This is a genomic window from Priestia sp. D51 (assembly GCF_053345675.1).
Genome location: NZ_JBLTIR010000004.1, coordinates 253,579 through 270,381, shown reverse-complemented (window position 1 = coordinate 270,381; position 16,803 = coordinate 253,579). Strand labels below are relative to the sequence as shown.

Below are 16,803 nucleotides of genomic sequence, written 5' to 3'. Positions count from 1 at the left end.
CAGCGGGTTTTTAGCTGGCTTTTGGAATAGTAAAACCTACTCCAAAGACGTCTCGCACATCGTGGACAACCACAAAAGCCTGTTCATCGACTTTATGAATAATGCGCTTTAACTCTAATAGTTCTTGTTTGTTCACAACTACGTACAATACGTCTTTTGCTTCTTTTGTATAGCTTCCATGAGCAGAAAAGACAGTGACGCCTCGCTGCATCTTTTTGTTAACTTGTTCGGCTACTTCAGCTGAACGGTGTGAAATAATAGTGATTGCTTTGCGGGGGTTGAGTCCTTCAATAATATAATCAAGCACCTTTGTTCCGATATAAAGAGAAATAACCGTGTACATCGTCTTTTCTCCACCGATGACAAAATAGGCGCTTGCTACAACTAATAAATCAATTGCTAGCATCGTTTTGCTAATATTCCAGTCTAGATATTGATTAGCTAAGCGGGCGATAACTGCCGAGCCTCCGGAAGTTCCGCCACCTCTAAACACAAGCCCGAGTCCTACACCGGCTAAAATACCAGCAAAAATAGCCCCCAGTAGCGTATCGTCAAGAGGATTTCCCAGTCCTTCAGTTATATGTAGGAATAGAGATGTGAAAATAATACATATAATTGTGTAAGCAATCACACGTTTGTGAAGCAATTTGTATCCAATCAGTACCAGCAAACCGTTTAATATAAAGTTTGTGATACCAGGAGACCAGCCTAGTACATAATAGGTAATCATTGTTACACCGGTTACGCCGCCTTCTGCTAATTCATTTGGAATAGCAAAATAATTAATGGCCAGTGCGAAAATGAGGCTTCCTAGAATAATGAGGATAATTTCTTTTATTTTATTGATCATGAACGTTACCTCCAATCATCAAAAACTCCGAAAACACAGTCATGACAATGTATTATACCAACTCTAGAGGCTGAATTAAAGATGGGATATTATTATTTTTTAAAAAATCAATTTCTGCTATCAACATAAAATCTTTTGACAGTTTTTATGGAGTATGAAAAAATGAATTGTTTGCTTTTATTTTGATTAAAAAGTTTTGCAATGAGAATGTTCGTTCGGTAAAATAGAAGCAAGAGTCAAGGGGGAGAATGAACGTGTATCAAGATGAATTAAAACAGTATGCGAAGTTAGTAATGCCTGAGCATTTAGAGAAAATGAAGAAAATGTACAGTCCCGAGGCGCATAAGCAGTCTTTAGGGTTGAAAAAAGAAAAGATTGAGCATATTGAAAATGTCATTATGAACAGTTACTCGGAGCATCATCCAGTAACCCTTCACGTCTATGAAGCAGGACATATTCAAAGATATGAACGAGTGACAATCGATAAAGTTTCTCTGCAGTCGAATACGCTGATGGTGACAGGGCCTTGTTATACATATTCGATTCGAGCGGATGCAGTAATTGAAGCAGATGTATGGAAAGATGAAAGCTACTCTAGCTAAGAGTAGCTTTTTTGTTGAATTTGTATCTTTTTTTTAACGCTTGCATACAATACATAAAAGCATATTCTGCGAGTAGTCACTTTTAGCTACTAGGAAATTTTGATTAAAGAAGGGATATTGTATGCAAAATGAAAAAACTCAAGTAAGAGAAATTGAATTAACGCAGTTCATTAAGAAAAGACTCGTTCGGTTTATCTCAAGTTTGGCTATTTCTTCTGCCCTTGCTTCTATATTATATATGCTTCTGTTTTTATTTAAATGATGGGTCACTTTGAGTTGTCCAAAAAGGTGGACAACTTTTTTGATGTATAGGCTCTCATTAAAACGGGACAAGCTAAACATAATTCAGTCAAGAGAAATTAAATCGGTCAAGAAATAGTCAAAAACAGTCAAAGCTAATTAGTTGCAAGAAAACCTTTACATATAATGAGAAAAGTAGACAAATTATTGAATTACCAGCTTATTTCCTTTTGTATAAACTATTATCAAAACAAATGCAAATCTAATTGTTCGTTCAAAAAACTTTATTTTGTAATTAAAAAAATGAATGTTTTTGATTTTTTATGATTGATTTTGAATGTAAACCGTGATAAAGTAAGTACATGAAATAAATGAAAACGCTTTTTTGAAAAAGGAGCTAGAACATGTTAACGCCGGAGAGACATCAACTAATCTTAAAACTTTTAAAAGAGAAAGAACTTGTAAAAGTGCAAGAGTTTATCGAAGTTACAGGCGCTTCGGAATCCACAATTAGAAGAGACTTAAGTCAACTAGAAGAAGAGCAAATGCTCAAACGTGTTCACGGTGGCGCTTCGCTTATTCGCAGTAAACGAATCGAACTGAGCGTTATCGAAAAATCTGCTAAAAATATTCAAGATAAACGAAACATTGCAGAGTATGCGGCTTCCATTATAAATGAAGGTGACTGTATTTTTTTAGATGCAGGAACTACAACGTATGAAATGATTCCTTTTTTGAAGCAAAAAGATGTAGTTGTCGTGACAAATGGTTTAATGCATTTAAACCCGATGCTAGAACAAGGTATCACCCTCTATTTAATTGGAGGATCTGTTAAACATAAAACGGGCGCTTTAATCGGCAATGGAGCTCTTTTAAGTCTTGAGCAGTATCGTTTTGATAAGTGCTTTATGGGAGCGAATGGGATTCATCATCAATATGGATATACAACTCCTGATCCAGAAGAAGCATTGATCAAGCAAACGGCAATGAAGCTTTCTAGAGAATCTTATATTTTATCAGATTCTACTAAGTTTTTTGAAACAAGTTTTGCGAAAATAGCCGATTTACATGAAGCAAAAATTATAACAAATGACGTACCTAGTGATGTACTTATACAGTATGCAAACAAAACAGACATAAAGGTTGTGAAATCATGATTTATACATGTACGTTGAACCCATCCGTTGATTACGTAGTACATGTTTCAGCATTCGAAGAAGGCGGACTTAACCGCACAACGAATGAAGCCAAGTTTCCAGGAGGGAAAGGCATTAACGTCTCTCGCGTTTTAAAGCGATTAGATGTTGATAATAAAGCTCTCGGTTTTGTAGCCGGCTTTACAGGAACCTATATCAAAGACTACTTAAAAGCGGAGAATATTGAAACAGCTTTTACAAGAGTTGATGGAGATACCCGCATTAACGTAAAGTTAAAAACGGAAAAAGAAACAGAAATTAACGGTCAGGGACCTGCTATTACAGACGAAGCGCTTCAGTCTTTATTGACTCAAGTAAAGCAAATGACTGAAGGCGATATCTTCGTATTGGCAGGAAGTATACCGAAAACGCTTCCAAGTTCTGTGTATGAAACGTTAACGGAACTAGCAGCAGCGAACGGAGTAAAAGTAGTAGTAGATGCAAGTGGAAAAACCTTGCTAGACGTCGTGTCTCACAAGCCGTTTTTTATCAAACCAAATCATCATGAACTTGCAGAATTGTTTGATGTAGAAGTAAACAGTGCAGAAGATGCGCTAGTATACGGTAAAAAACTTGTGGAACAAGGAGCGCAAAACGTCGTTGTATCCATGGCAGGCGATGGAGCACTTCTTATTAACGAAAGCGGTGTCTACAGTGCCACAGTCCCTAAAGGAACAGTGAAGAATTCTGTTGGAGCTGGCGATTCACTTGTAGCTGGATTTATTGCTTCTTATGTAAAGCAAGGGGATTTATTAGAAGCCTTTCAAACAGGAGTTGCTTCAGGAAGTGCCACAGCATTCTCACTTGAATTATGTACAGCAGAAGATGTAAAGACGCTTCGTGAACAAGTGTCAATCACAAAGGTAGAGTAGGGGGAACCGAGAATGAGAATTACAGAACTATTAAAAAAAGATACAATCATTCTTGATTTAAAAAGCACGTCAAAAGCTGATGTTATTGATGAGTTAATTGGAAAATTAGACGAAGCTGGTCGCTTAAGCGACCGAGCTGGCTATAAAGAGGCAATTTTAAATCGTGAATCTCAAAGTACAACGGGAATTGGGGAAGGCATTGCCATTCCGCATGCAAAAACAAGCTCCGTAAAAACACCGGCCATTGCATTTGGACGCTCAACAGAAGGTATTGATTATGAATCATTAGACGGACAGCCTGCACATTTATTCTTCATGATTGCAGCGAGTGAAGGCGCGAATAATGCTCACTTAGAAACATTATCTCGTTTGTCTACGTTATTAATGGACGAATCGTTCCGAAAAACGTTGCTAACAGCATCATCAATTGATGAAGTCATTAAAGCAATTGATGATAAAGAAACTGAAAATGAAGCGCCGGAAGAAGAAGTGGATACAGCTTCAGATCAATTAGTGCTTGCTGTAACGGCTTGTCCAACGGGAATTGCCCACACGTATATGGCAGCGGATAGCCTAAAAGCAAAAGCGAAAGACATGAACGTGACGCTCAAAGTTGAAACAAATGGTTCCAGCGGTGTTAAAAACGCGTTGACGAAGGAAGAAATTGAAAACGCTACCGCTATTATTGTTGCAGCGGACAAGCAAGTAGAAATGGAACGTTTTGCAGGTAAAAAAGTTATTCAAGTTCCAGTAGCTGAAGGAATTCGTAAGCCCGAAGAATTAATTAACCGCGCGTTAAAGGGAGACGCTCCTGTATACAGCGGCGGCGGTGGCAGCAAAGAAGGCGGAGAAAGTAAAGGATCAGAGCGTACAGGGTTTTACAAACACCTAATGAGCGGTGTATCAGCAATGCTTCCGTTTGTTGTAGGGGGCGGGATCTTAATCGCCATTTCATTTATGTTTGGTATTCACTCAGCAGAACCGAAAGATCCAACGTACAATGCGTTTGCAGCGGCGCTAAAAACAATTGGCGGAGATAATGCATTCTTTTTACTAGTACCGGTACTAGCAGGGTTCATTGCAATGAGTATTGCTGATCGTCCTGGTTTAGCTCCTGGTATGGTTGCAGGTCTTTTAGCAGCTTCTGGCGGAGGCGGTTTCTTAGGTGGTTTAATCGCTGGTTTCTTAGCGGGTTATGTAGTAGTGGGATTAAAGAAATTGTTCAGCGTCCTGCCGCAAGCTCTTGATGGAATTAAGCCAGTTCTTCTTTATCCGCTATTTGGGATTTTTATCTCAGGATTGATTATGCTTTATGTTGTAAATGAGCCAGTTAGTGCAATTAACAAAGGGTTAACGCACTGGTTAAGTGGATTTGGCACGGGTAACTTAGTATTATTAGGTATTATCTTAGGCGGTATGATGGCTATTGATATGGGTGGTCCTATTAATAAGGCAGCCTTTACATTTGGTATCGCAATGATTGATGCTGGAAACTATGCTCCACACGCAGCGATTATGGCAGGCGGTATGGTTCCGCCACTAGGTATGGCTATTGCGACAACTTTGTTCAAAAACAAATTTACTCGCCAAGAGCGTGAAACAGGTAAAACGTGTTATGTAATGGGTCTTTCATTTATCACAGAAGGTGCGATTCCATTCGCAGCAGCTGACCCAGGCCGTGTTATTCCTGCATCGGTTATCGGTGCTGCAGTAGCAGGTGCTTTAACAATGATGTTCCACATCGGTTTACCAGCACCACACGGCGGTGTATTCGTTATCGGAATTGTACAAGGAAATCCTCTTTTATATGCACTAGCAATTTTAATTGGTGCCATTGTGACAGCGGTCCTTGTAGGTGTATTAAAAAAACCAAAAGCGGAATAACAAATAAAGACTGATTTTACATCATGTAAAATCAGTCTTTTGTGTTTTTGTGGTAGACATTTGTTCTTTATGAGAGTACAATTACGGTAGTATTCCTTTAATTTTTAGAAAAGTTAGATAGATAAGCTTTTCTACTTGATAAAATATGGTACAATAATCGAATATTAAAAACAAAGTAAGGAAGTGTCTCAAACATGAAGGTTGCGAAGTTTGGCGGGAGTTCAGTTGCAAGCGCAGAGAAATTTAAACAGGTTGCGCATATTGTAACGTCTGATAAAGAGAGAAAGCTGGTAGTTGTATCAGCTCCGGGCAAGCGATACGGAGAAGATACAAAAATGACAGATTTGTTAATCGCACTTTCTGCCAAAATACAGCTTGGAGAAGATTACGTCGATGAGTTTGGGCAAGTAATCGATCGCTATCGTGAAATCGTGGTTGACTTGTCTATGCCAGAAACGATTATTACTGATATTATTGCGAATTTACAATCACTTATTGATTTACATAAAAACGATCCGTTTCGCTTATTAGATTGTCTCAAAGCAAGTGGAGAAGATAATAACGCAAAGGTAATGGCTGCTTATTTAAACCATTTAGGGTTTGAAGCTCATTATGTAAATCCAAAAGAAGCAGGTATTTTTGTTTCTGATGAACCAGGAAGAGCAAGAGTGCTTCCGCTGTCTTATGAAAAACTGCCGCAGCTAAGAGAGCGTTCGGGCATTTTGGTGATTCCAGGATTTTTTGGCTACTCTGAAGAAGGGAACATGGTTACGTTCTCGCGCGGTGGGTCAGATATTACAGGTTCAATTGTAGCAGCAGGAGTAAAAGCTGACTTGTATGAAAACTTTACTGACGTAGATGCTATTTACAGCGTAGATCCAAGACTTGTGGAAAAGCCTCATGAAATGAAAGAAGTCACATACAGAGAAATGCGTGAACTATCCTATGCAGGTTTTTCTGTCTTCCATGATGAAGCGCTAGAGCCGGTTTATAAACTAGGCATTCCTGTATGTGTTAAGAATACAAATAATCCTGAAGCAAAAGGTACATTCATTGTAGCTGAGCGCCCTCACGGCGATACGCCAGTAGTTGGAATCGCTGGTGACAAAGGTTTTTGCAATATTCATGTGAGCAAATACTTATTAAACCGTGAAATTGGTTTTGGCAGAAGATTGCTTGAAATTTTAGAAGATGAAGGTATTTCATACGAACATACTCCTTCAGGAATTGATAATATCTCTGTCATCATGCGCGAGCATCAGCTTACGCCAGATGTGGAAAAACGCGTATTTGCTCGAATTGAAAAAGAACTTGAAGTAGATGAAATCTTTATTGAACGTAATCTTGCTATGGTTATGGTAGTAGGAGAGGGAATGAATAGTACAGTAGGAATTGCTGCGAAAGCTACAGAAGCTTTTGCTCGTGCTGAAGTGAATCTTGAAATGATTAACCAAGGTTCTTCTGAGGTAAGCATGATGTTTGGTGTGAAAGCAGACGCTTTAGACCGTGCTGTTCAAGCTCTTTATAATACGTATTTTAACAGCATGTACAGTATTTCTTATTCTAATGTAAAATAAACAAGACGAAAAACCCCGCTTTCTTTTTAGAGAGCGGGGTTTTCTAGTGAAGGCGTATATAAATTGAATTTGTGGACATAAAGGGAAGGAAGAGTGAAGTCAAAGGAGGAAATACAATGAAGAAAAGACCCTTTTTCATATTCTTTTCCCTTATAGGTATGAGCGTACTTTCAGCATGCCACAATGATGATGCGGCACCCGCAAGAGAAGCTCAAAATAAACAAGGCGTGACAAATGGCGGAACGCCGATGAGCTATGATAATCAAAGTGAAAACACATCTTTTAACTTTTCAAAATTTGATTTAGAAGTAGACTACAAGGGGCTTAATAATGATTATGAAGCCGACTATGAAAATGAAAACGATGAGATAGAAGCCAAAGTGGATGATAATATTAACGATGAGCACTTGAACGGAGACAAAGCGTTTAATAAATTATCTTCAACATTTAAAAAGTTAAATTTTGATCAGCGCACCCCCGATGAAGATGTAAAAAAGGAAGTAATCGATGCGTTTGGCCTAAAAAAAGATTTTCAGTCGTTTGAATTAGAAGTTCGTTTTTCAAACGGAACGGAAAAAGAATACAACTTTAAACAAAAGTAAGACGTTAAAACAAAGTATTTTAGTTGAAGGAAAATCCGAACGATGAATTGAGGTTCTTCATTAAGAATCCAACTCGTTCGGATTTTTTCTTTGGTAAGGTGAACGTATGTCTCAATCTTATTTTTGATGTCTAAAAAAAGGAAAATAGTGAAAGGATGGTGATAAATAAGCAAAAGGAGGAATCACGGATGCAAAAGTTGATAATGAACGGATGCGTAGTCTTTGTTCTGTTATTGTTAGGAGCATGCAGCATGGTAAAAGAGCAAAATAACGCTCATGAAAACCACCTGAAAACCGAGGAAGCGAAAGAAACGAGCGAGGTATCGGTAGGACCTGTTAAAGTAGATTTAACGAATACGTCAGGCAAAAAAGTAGGAGAGGCTACGCTGACAGAAGCAAAGAACGGTGTGCAAATTAAATTAACTGCTCAAGGTCTTTCACCCGGGAGACATGGATTTCATATTCATGAAATAGGAAAATGTGAGGTGCCGGATTTCAAAACAGCAGGGGCCCATTTTAATCCTTTTAAACGTGAACACGGCTTTAAAAATACAAAAGGCCCGCATGCGGGTGACTTGCCCAACTTAGAAGTTGCGCCAAATGGAAAAGTAGATACCGAAATTTTTGCTTCTCTTGTGACGTTGCAAGAAGGAAAGCCGAATTCTCTTATAGATATGGATGGGTCGGCATTAGTGATACATGATAAAGTAGACGATTACACAACAGATCCTTCAGGAAACTCAGGAGATCGAATTGTTTGTGGAGTGATTACGAAATAAGCCAAAAAGCTGTGAGATCATTCACAGCTTTTTTATTGCCGTAACGAGCCGCTTCTAAATTGCGGTGAGCTTCTTTTTTTTGCACAATAGAAGAAAGAGTTAAAGAAGGTGAAAACATGCATAAGCAAGTTGTTGTAATAGGTGGAGGAATAGGTGGGTTAACAGCGGGAGCGCTTTTAGCTAAACATGGCCATGAAGTGACGGTTTTAGAAGCTTCTCGAGAGTGGGGAGGCTGTGCCGGGAAATTTCAGCGCCATCTCTATACATTTCCTGTCGGAGCGACGCTTGGAATGGGGTTTGAGCGCGGAGGGATCCATGAGCGAATCAGCACGTACCTGGGCCTAGAAATTGAAAAGATTTCTCTTGAGAAAATCATGAAAGTTCATCTTCCACATCGTACACTAATTTATTATCAAGACCGGTATCAGCATATTTCGTATCTTCAAAAACAATTTCCTCATAAAGCGAAGAATATTAGGAGCTTCTATGAAAGTATTTTTAGAGTTGCAAAAGAAATTCGCAAGCTCATGCGGCCGCTGCCGGTTCTTCCTCCTCTCACAATCGGTGAGTGGAGTAGGCTGGTAAGTTCGTTAAATCTTGGGTCTGTGAAGTTATTACCTTATTTTCATCAATCGTTTAGTCATTTACTAAAAAAACACAGGTTGCTAGACGAAACGGACTTTATTCATTTTATTGATGGTCAATTAATAGACAGCATGCAGACAACGAGTGAGAACTGTTCAATGCTTATCGGATGTCTAGCGTTGGATATTTATCACGAAGGAGCTTTCTATGTGAACGGTGGCTTATACAAAGTCGCAGAAGCCCTGCAAAAATCTATTAAAGCCAACGGAGGAAAAACGACTCTAGGAAGGAAAGTAGTAAAGATAGAGCGTGATAACGACGAGTGGATCGTGCATGATCATAGAGGTAACCGCTACCGCGCTTCAGACGTTGTATGCAACGCGCCAATTCAAAGCTTAAAGTCTTTACTGCATGATGAAGATTACCAACATATCCATAAGAGGGCCAAAGAAAAAAGCGAGCTTCCGCAGTGGGGAACGTTTTCGATGTATGTTGCGATTGATGAAAGAGATCTTCCGCAGAAGGTAGAGTTGTTTCAGCAAGTGCTTCAATCCGAACAAGGCGAGATGACGGAAGGAAATCATTTATTTATCTCCGTGTCTCATCCTGACGATCGTTTTCGTGCGCCGGAAGGCAAGCGTACAATTACAGCATCTACTCACATTGAGCTTAGCAAGTGGAGTAACAAGGAAACCTATGATGTTCAAAAACAAGTTCTTGAGAAAAAAATGATAGCAGGAATTAAAACTATCATTCCTAACATTGAAGAAGCAGAGCATCAAATTTCAGGAGCTCCTAAAGCATGGGAAAGGTTCACTTCTCGCCCAAACGGCGGAGTGGGAGGCTTTCCGCAAACGTTAGATCATGCCTTGTTCAACAGCATTTCGCATCGATCCGGCTTACAAGGGCTGTGGCTGTGCGGAGATACAGTGTTTCCGGGAGCGGGGACTATAGGCGTATCGGTAAGCGGCTATCATGCTTTTCAAAGTATAACGTCTCATCAGCATAGGTTACCTTAACGTTTCGTATAGACAAACTACTAGTGCTTATACCATCAAAAAACACCGGCCCTATTATCATAGGGCCGGTGTTTTCAGGAGAGAAACAGCTTCCACCACTTCCGTTTTCGCTTCATATCAGCAGCGGCGGTTTGTCTGAAGGTTTGGACAAAATCACTAAACATTTCTTCGCGTTCAGCTACGCTTTGACGATGAAGCTTACGCTCTTTCTCCATTTCTTTCAAATAATAGACTCGTTCTTCATTCATCGAATCAATTAAATCACGAAGCTCTTCTGTCGTATTAGTTGAAGAATTATTTAATTTTTCAACCATAAATTTTACTTGATTCATTGCAACGGTAGAATTGCTTGAGAATCGGTCTAATAAATACTGCATTTCCTTAGAGGATTCATCCGCATTCTCCATGACATCTTTCATGAACAGGCGCATATCCTCTGTTTTTTCTTCCGCAATTGTTGAATAATCTTCAATCAAAGAAGTGACTTCATCAAACGATTTTTCGTTAGAACGGATAATTTTTTTAGACATATTTTCTACATCTCTTGCGCTGCGTTCTGAAGACTCAGAGATATATGCCCCGACCGACTCCACCATTTCTACAGTTTGAGTAGCACTTTTTTCAAGCTCTTTTTTTACTTCTCCGACAATTTCTTCCCGAACTTCATTTCGCATTCCTTCTCGCATTTCTTTTAACAAATCAGCTTTAAACGTATCAAGTACTTCAAACACATCTTCATAGCGGCGAACAGCTTCTACTAGTTCCCCTTGAAGCAGCTCTTTTTCATTCACGACAAGGTCGTTTGGTTTTGGTTCTTCAATAGAAGCAGAAATAGCCTGCTTTTCTTCTTCAGTAGCTAATCGTGCTTCAGGTATAGGAGGGGTCTTCTCTTGCTTATTCTCTGAAATGCTTTCTTGCTTTTCAGCAGCTTTTTTCTTTTCTTGCTTCATTTGTTTATTGGAGTGTTCTTGAAAATCAATGACGTTTTCTTTTTTAGCAGTTTTCAACTTTGCTGGTTCTTCTTCTTTTGAAACCGCTGCCTCTGATTCCATCACTAAATGCTCCTGCTCTTCTTGTTCCTTTATCAGCAGCTGAACATATTCTTTGACTTCATCTAACGTACATTGTTCATCAAACAGCTGTTTAATATCATTAAATAATTCAATTTGTTCCTCTGTATAGACACGGGCCCCATCTACTCGTTCAATTGTTAAATAGCTGCCCAATAATTTTTCCCATTGTTTTAACGTTTTCTTTTCTACCTCTAATTGATCACTTACTTTTTTAATTGTATACGTCTCCATCATTTTTCATTTCCTCCCTTATCTATTTTCATCCAACTATGTAATGGATTATTTGTTGTATGTTGTATTCACCATATCTTCACTTGTTTTCCTGCTAGGTGACAAAGGTTGTCAAAACTAGACGACATTAGCCTTCTATGTAAAGAAAACGCATATTTTGTAAAAAAATGTACAGAAATGCGCAAATGGCAAAAATGGAAAACATAAAAGAAAAGGAGAGTATAGAAAACAGTTGACGGGAAAAAATGAATCCTATAAGATAAGTTTAAATGTTTAAGTTCTTGAACATATAAACATAAGGAGTGAACACTATGTCACAGCATTATGCGCTCATCACCGGTGCGTCCGGAGGAATAGGTAAAGAGTTAGCTTATCAATTCGCAAAGGATGGCCATTCTTTAATTTTAGTTGCCAGAAGTGCTGATAAACTAACAGCGATTAGAGAGAATTTAAAATCTACTTATAATATTGACGTAATAACGGTTGTAAAGGATTTATCAAGAGAAGAAGAGATACAGTCACTGTATGAAGAACTTAAAAATAAAGAAATGCACGTTGATTATTTAGTGAACAATGCAGGTTTTGGACTATACGGTAAATTTATTGAAACAGCTTTAGATGAAGAGTTAAACATGATTGACTTAAATATCCGAGCATTAACTCATTTAACAAAATTATTTTTACCCGATATGGTCAAAAGAAATCACGGGAAAATTTTAAACATTGCGTCCGTTGCTGCATTTATGCCGGGTCCGCTTATGACAGTGTATTACGCAACAAAAGCGTACGTATTATCTTTCACAGAGGCCCTTGAAAATGAATTAAGAGGTACCAATGTAACGGTAAGTGCTCTATGCCCGGGTCCAACTAAAACGGGTTTTAGCGACCGGGCTCAGCTGAGCAATTCTAAGCTTTTTCAAAGCGGTGCAATGGATGTAGAAGCAGTTGCTAAAGCGGGCTATAAAAAATTTATGAAAGGGCAGACGGTTATCGTACCAGGAGTACAGTTTCGTCTCGCCACCTTCATCCCGCGCTTTGTACCAAGAAAGTGGCTTTCATCCGTTGTCCGCAGAACACAAGAAATTAAATAAAGGAGAATATTTATGAGTGAAAAAGCAGTGGAGTTATTTCGTGCCAGCATTCCTATTTTTCAGGCTCTAAGTGATTCAGCAAGACAAGATATTATTTTGCTGCTCGCGGAAAAAGAGCCTTTAACCGTTAATGAAATTGCAAACGAGTCTACTTTATCACGACCGGCAATTTCTCATCATTTAAAAATTTTACGTGATCAAAAGCTTGTGCAAATTGAGCAAAAAGGAACGCAGAGATATTATTCATTGGCTTTAAACGAGGCAGTTGAGCTATTAAAAAGCTTGCTTGCTACAGTTGAAGCTGAATGTTTATAGGGAGATGAAAGAGATGAACCACGAGCAATTCTATATCACAGATGAAACGGTCATTGAACATATTGTCTCTACACAAAAGCAGTATTTCTATGCACAAAAGACAAAGAGCATCAGCAGCCGCATTCAAGCGCTGAATAAGCTCAGAGACGCAGTCAAACAAAACGAGCAGAGAATTATGGATGCTTTAAAACAAGACTTGAATAAATCTGAAGTAGAGGCGTACACGTCGGAAATTGGGATTTTACTAGAGGAAATTCGGTTTACGCTTAAGCATTTAGCAAAATGGATGAAGCCTAAAAAAGTAAAAACCGCTTTAACACACGTGGGCTCTAAAGGGAAAATTGTGCCTGAACCGTATGGAGTCGCGTTAATTATTGCTCCGTGGAACTATCCGTTTCAATTAGCGCTGTCTCCTTTAGTAGGAGCGATTGCCGCTGGAAACACGGCGATTATAAAGCCTTCTGAATTAACGCCTAGCGTATCTCGGGTTATACAAGAATTACTAGCTGAGGCTTTTGATCCCGCATTTGTGACGGTGATTGAAGGCGCTGTAGACACGACGAGCATGCTTTTAAAGCAGCCCCTCGATTATATTTTCTTTACGGGAAGTGTAAATGTAGGGAAAATTATTATGCAAGAAGCAGGGAAGCAGCTTATTCCCGTCACGCTGGAGCTAGGAGGAAAAAGTCCGTGCATTGTACATGAAGATGCAAACCTAGATCTTGCAGCGAAGCGAATTATGTTTGGCAAAGGAATGAATGCAGGCCAAACGTGCGTTGCTCCCGATTATTTGCTCGTGCATAAAAAGGTAAAAGCGCAGCTAGTGGAGAAACTTCGCGAAGCGATTTATCAATTTTACGGTAGTAATCCGCTTGAAAGTGAGCGCTACGGCCGTATTGTCAGTGAGCGCCATTTTATTCGGCTAGTTGAGTTTTTAAAAGACGGAAACGCTATAGTTGGAGGCGGGTATAATAAAAGTACGCTCACAATAGAACCTACGGTGTTAAGTGAAGTAAGCTGGACATCAGACGTTATGCAAGAAGAAATTTTTGGGCCTATTCTTCCTATGATTGAATACGAAACGCTAGACGAAGTTATTCATAAAGTTCAAGAAAAAGCTAAGCCGTTAGCTCTTTACTTGTTTACGGAAAGTGCAAATGTACAAAATGTCATAACGGAGCGTCTTTCATTTGGAGGAGGCTGTATAAATGATACGCTTATGCATATCGCTACGCCATATTTACCCTTTGGCGGAGTTGGAGAAAGCGGTACGGGCCAATATCATGGAAAAGACAGCTTTCAGACATTTTCTCATTTTAAAAGCATGCTGTCTCAAACAACCAAGTTTGATTTGTCATTCCGCTATCCTTCAGAGAAACAAAACTTGAAAATGATTAAAAAATTATTGAAATAAAAAGCCTCCTGATAGGAGGCTTTTTCGTTATTTTGAAAGTGAAAGCTGAGAAAGCGGCCATTTTTCTTGTGTATACGCCATTTCCCAAAATAAATACTCCAGCTCACAGCTTTTGATAAAGTGATCTTTCATACGATTACGTTCTTCTTCAGTCGCTTGTTCGGCGAGTTCATCAAGCTTGTTACAAAACCATTGTGTTGTGCCATTCATTTCTTCATTATTATAAAACTGAATCCATTCATAAAAAGGATGAGAAGGAGATGGATTTACTTGTTCCGTAATGCGCTGGCCAATTTCAACGTACGTCCACGGACATGGAAGAAGCACGGCAATGATTTCCGCTAAGCTGCCTGTATGCGCAACGCTTGTCATATGGTTAATGTAGTGGCTGGCCGTTGGTGAAAGAGCCTCAGTGTGGAGGTCTTCATAGCGTACGCCTGCTACGTCACAAAAATTATTATGAGGGTGTACTTCACTATGTAATACCGTAGAAATGCCGGCATTAAAGGCTTCCATTTCGGTACGCGTGCGGCATTTTGTTAAAGCAGCGCCGTAAATGCGGACAAATGCTGTTAAGTATTCGTAGTCTTGAGAAACGTAGTGAATAAGCGCCTCTTTTGGCACGTCTCCTTCAGCAATTCCTTTAATAAAAGGGTGGTTAAAAATGGCTTCGTAAATATAGTTTGCTTCTTGTCTTAATTGAGATGAAAATGACATCAAAATCCTCCTTTAATATGAGGAAGTCACAAACAAGCACATAAAGGAAATAAAAAACACTCCGTTTATAAACGGAGTGGCAAAGGACAGTACAAAACTGAACATTGCCACTTTCCTACGCTGGTATGAGCCAGATCAGGTTCAAAGGGATCAAGAAAACTTGTCTCAGCCGGTCGGCACCCCTAGTGGACTTCCTATTAGTCTATGTTTAACTTACCATATATTCTGAAAAATAGAAAGCGTTATGGAAAATTGTTCCCTAACGGTTTTTATCTCTTAAAGAGGTAGCTTCTTGAAGCTATTTTTAATCATTTTTGTTTAAAAATGCATATTTTTAGGGAAGAAGAGGTATTAATGAAGGGAAGAGCCGTTTTCGTCTCCGAAACATTCTCATATAAATAGAAGAAAGGAGAGAACAAAATGGCAAAATTTCGTTTGTATGCTGTATTAAATACAGTAGGCTTGGCTATTACACTTCTTGTGAATTATTTAGCAAATGCGATTCCAATAGGAGGCAAAACAACGGCAGAGGCTTCTGCGCAAGTTCCTACGTTGTTTACACCAGCCGGTTATGCCTTTGCTATCTGGGGCGTTATTTATTTGTTATTAACCATTTGGGTTATACGCCAATTTTTTGCAAGAGAAGATCAAAAAGAAATATATGCACGTATAGGCATTTGGTTTTTTCTAAACTGTTTGTTAAATAGTGCGTGGATCTTTATTTTCCAAAACGATTACTATAAGTTATCCCTTTTAGTTATGCTCTTTATTTTAGGCACATTAATGATTGTATATTCCATTATTCAGCATTCTCGGATGACGACATGGTTTATGCGTCTGCCGATTTCGCTTTATCTTGGATGGATTTCTGTTGCGACTATTGTTAATGTATTTGTCGTATTTCAAGCAAATGGAATACAGCACTTGCTTGGCCTAAATGAATTAGCATGGACGATTATTATGCTGCTGGTAGGGGCTGCGCTGGGCATTATGTTTACATTAAAAAACCGAGACGCTGTTTATCCGCTTGTTTTTATTTGGGCTTATATTGCCATTGCGGTGAAACAAAGTGGAAATCAGCCAATTGTCATTACTGTTATCATCTCGATTGTTTTATTAGCAATTGCTATTATTGTGGGACTGATTAAACGCTATAGACGTTTTTAAAAAGAAGCTCTAGCTTTTGTAAGCTAGAGCTTTTTATGATGCTCTTTTGATTGTAAAAAAGCAGCTGTAAAAGCAATTAAGCTAATTAAAATACCAAAAGGAACAACAATTGGTACGAATGATAAAATAAATGTCATAAGCGTAACCTCCATGTTGCATCGGTGCATAATGAAAAATTCAACTTTTTAAATTGAAGTTCCGCTATTATAGTATGCTAGGCTTTATGTTTGGAGCCTATATGTTTAGAAATAAACGAAAAAGGCAACATACGTTACATATAGTTTATATAGGAGGAGTTAAAATGGAAACATATTTAGTGGCTTACACAGATAAAGACGATATGGAATATAAACAAGTGACGTGCGAGAGTTATGAAGATGCAGAGCGTACGGTTCTTCGTTTAGAGAGAGAAGGGCATATGCATATTGAAGAAATATCAAATCAAGAAGCCTACCGTGGAGACGAATCATCGTACAGAGAATAATTTTTGAATAGAAACATCAAACTCAAAATGAAGAGGCAGCTGCTTCTTCATTTTTTCTATTCTATATAGATATCGTTTTATAGAAAAAAGTAAAACGGGAATGAT

At 38.7% G+C, this 16,803-nt stretch carries 17 protein-coding genes and 1 riboswitch; of the genes, 14 read left to right on the top strand and 3 right to left on the bottom strand.

The window, feature by feature from the left end; translation table 11 throughout:
• Positions 1-10: 10 nt before the first annotated feature.
• Entirely contained in the window at positions 11-850 is an 840-nt protein-coding gene (locus tag ACNHOZ_RS18110) for a YitT family protein (RefSeq protein ID WP_028413534.1), read from the bottom strand.
• Between the two features lie 248 nt (positions 851-1,098).
• Between ACNHOZ_RS18110 and ACNHOZ_RS18105 the strand changes: the two genes are divergently transcribed.
• From ACNHOZ_RS18105 to ACNHOZ_RS18065, 9 genes are all read left to right on the top strand, one after another.
• Positions 1,099-1,452, top strand: coding sequence for a YolD-like family protein (locus ACNHOZ_RS18105; protein ID WP_033578844.1), 354 nt, complete (start codon positions 1,099-1,101; stop codon positions 1,450-1,452).
• Between the two features lie 121 nt (positions 1,453-1,573).
• Complete coding sequence (locus ACNHOZ_RS18100) at positions 1,574-1,714, top strand: hypothetical protein (protein WP_013056833.1); 141 nt, start codon at positions 1,574-1,576, stop codon at positions 1,712-1,714.
• 382 nt (positions 1,715-2,096) lie between these two features.
• Entirely contained in the window at positions 2,097-2,849 is a 753-nt protein-coding gene (locus ACNHOZ_RS18095) for a DeoR/GlpR family DNA-binding transcription regulator (protein ID WP_028413532.1), read from the top strand.
• Entirely contained in the window at positions 2,846-3,760 is a 915-nt protein-coding gene (gene pfkB / locus ACNHOZ_RS18090; protein ID WP_048021165.1) for a 1-phosphofructokinase, read from the top strand. Before ACNHOZ_RS18095 ends, pfkB begins: the two co-directional genes overlap by 4 nt.
• Positions 3,761-3,772: 12 nt before the next feature.
• The gene (locus ACNHOZ_RS18085) at positions 3,773-5,644 is read left to right on the top strand and encodes a PTS fructose transporter subunit IIABC (RefSeq protein ID WP_255900686.1); all 1,872 of its coding nucleotides are present in this window, start codon (positions 3,773-3,775) and stop codon (positions 5,642-5,644) included.
• Positions 5,645-5,838: 194 nt separating this feature from the next.
• Entirely contained in the window at positions 5,839-7,221 is a 1,383-nt protein-coding gene (locus ACNHOZ_RS18080) for an aspartate kinase (protein ID WP_255900688.1), read from the top strand.
• A 116-nt stretch (positions 7,222-7,337) separates the two neighbouring features.
• Positions 7,338-7,823 (top strand): YusW family protein, encoded by a 486-nt coding sequence (locus ACNHOZ_RS18075; protein ID WP_028413528.1) that lies wholly within the window; start codon positions 7,338-7,340, stop codon positions 7,821-7,823.
• A gap of 188 nt (positions 7,824-8,011) precedes the next feature.
• Positions 8,012-8,602 (top strand): superoxide dismutase family protein, encoded by a 591-nt coding sequence (locus ACNHOZ_RS18070; protein WP_028413527.1) that lies wholly within the window; start codon positions 8,012-8,014, stop codon positions 8,600-8,602.
• Positions 8,603-8,718: 116 nt separating this feature from the next.
• Positions 8,719-10,206 (top strand): phytoene desaturase family protein, encoded by a 1,488-nt coding sequence (locus ACNHOZ_RS18065; protein WP_048021162.1) that lies wholly within the window; start codon positions 8,719-8,721, stop codon positions 10,204-10,206.
• A 74-nt stretch (positions 10,207-10,280) separates the two neighbouring features.
• Here ACNHOZ_RS18065 and ACNHOZ_RS18060 read toward each other — a convergent pair whose 3' ends face one another.
• On the bottom strand, positions 10,281-11,513 hold the full coding sequence (locus ACNHOZ_RS18060) for a helix-turn-helix domain-containing protein (protein WP_028413525.1): 1,233 nt from the start codon (positions 11,511-11,513) through the stop codon (positions 10,281-10,283).
• A gap of 308 nt (positions 11,514-11,821) precedes the next feature.
• On the opposite strand from ACNHOZ_RS18060, the gene ACNHOZ_RS18055 reads away from it, so the two are divergent.
• From ACNHOZ_RS18055 to ACNHOZ_RS18045, 3 genes are read left to right on the top strand one after another with little or no spacing between them, the layout of a single operon-like run.
• Entirely contained in the window at positions 11,822-12,601 is a 780-nt protein-coding gene (locus ACNHOZ_RS18055) for an SDR family NAD(P)-dependent oxidoreductase (RefSeq protein WP_028413524.1), read from the top strand.
• Positions 12,602-12,613: 12 nt separating this feature from the next.
• Positions 12,614-12,916, top strand: coding sequence for an ArsR/SmtB family transcription factor (locus ACNHOZ_RS18050; protein ID WP_033578848.1), 303 nt, complete (start codon positions 12,614-12,616; stop codon positions 12,914-12,916).
• A 13-nt stretch (positions 12,917-12,929) separates the two neighbouring features.
• On the top strand, positions 12,930-14,330 hold the full coding sequence (locus tag ACNHOZ_RS18045) for an aldehyde dehydrogenase (protein WP_048021156.1): 1,401 nt from the start codon (positions 12,930-12,932) through the stop codon (positions 14,328-14,330).
• A gap of 27 nt (positions 14,331-14,357) precedes the next feature.
• On the opposite strand, the gene tenA is transcribed toward ACNHOZ_RS18045, so the two are convergent.
• Positions 14,358-15,047 carry a thiaminase II gene (gene tenA / locus ACNHOZ_RS18040; protein WP_048021155.1) on the bottom strand — a complete coding sequence of 230 codons (690 nt, stop codon included), beginning with the start codon at positions 15,045-15,047 and terminating at the stop codon, positions 14,358-14,360.
• Positions 15,048-15,142: 95 nt separating this feature from the next.
• Positions 15,143-15,241, bottom strand: a riboswitch (TPP riboswitch).
• A 226-nt stretch (positions 15,242-15,467) separates the two neighbouring features.
• On the opposite strand from tenA, the gene ACNHOZ_RS18035 reads away from it, so the two are divergent.
• Positions 15,468-16,214, top strand: coding sequence for a TspO/MBR family protein (locus ACNHOZ_RS18035; RefSeq protein WP_028413520.1), 747 nt, complete (start codon positions 15,468-15,470; stop codon positions 16,212-16,214).
• Between the two features lie 301 nt (positions 16,215-16,515).
• Positions 16,516-16,698, top strand: coding sequence for a hypothetical protein (locus ACNHOZ_RS18030; RefSeq protein WP_013056847.1), 183 nt, complete (start codon positions 16,516-16,518; stop codon positions 16,696-16,698).
• Positions 16,699-16,803: the final 105 nt, after the last annotated feature.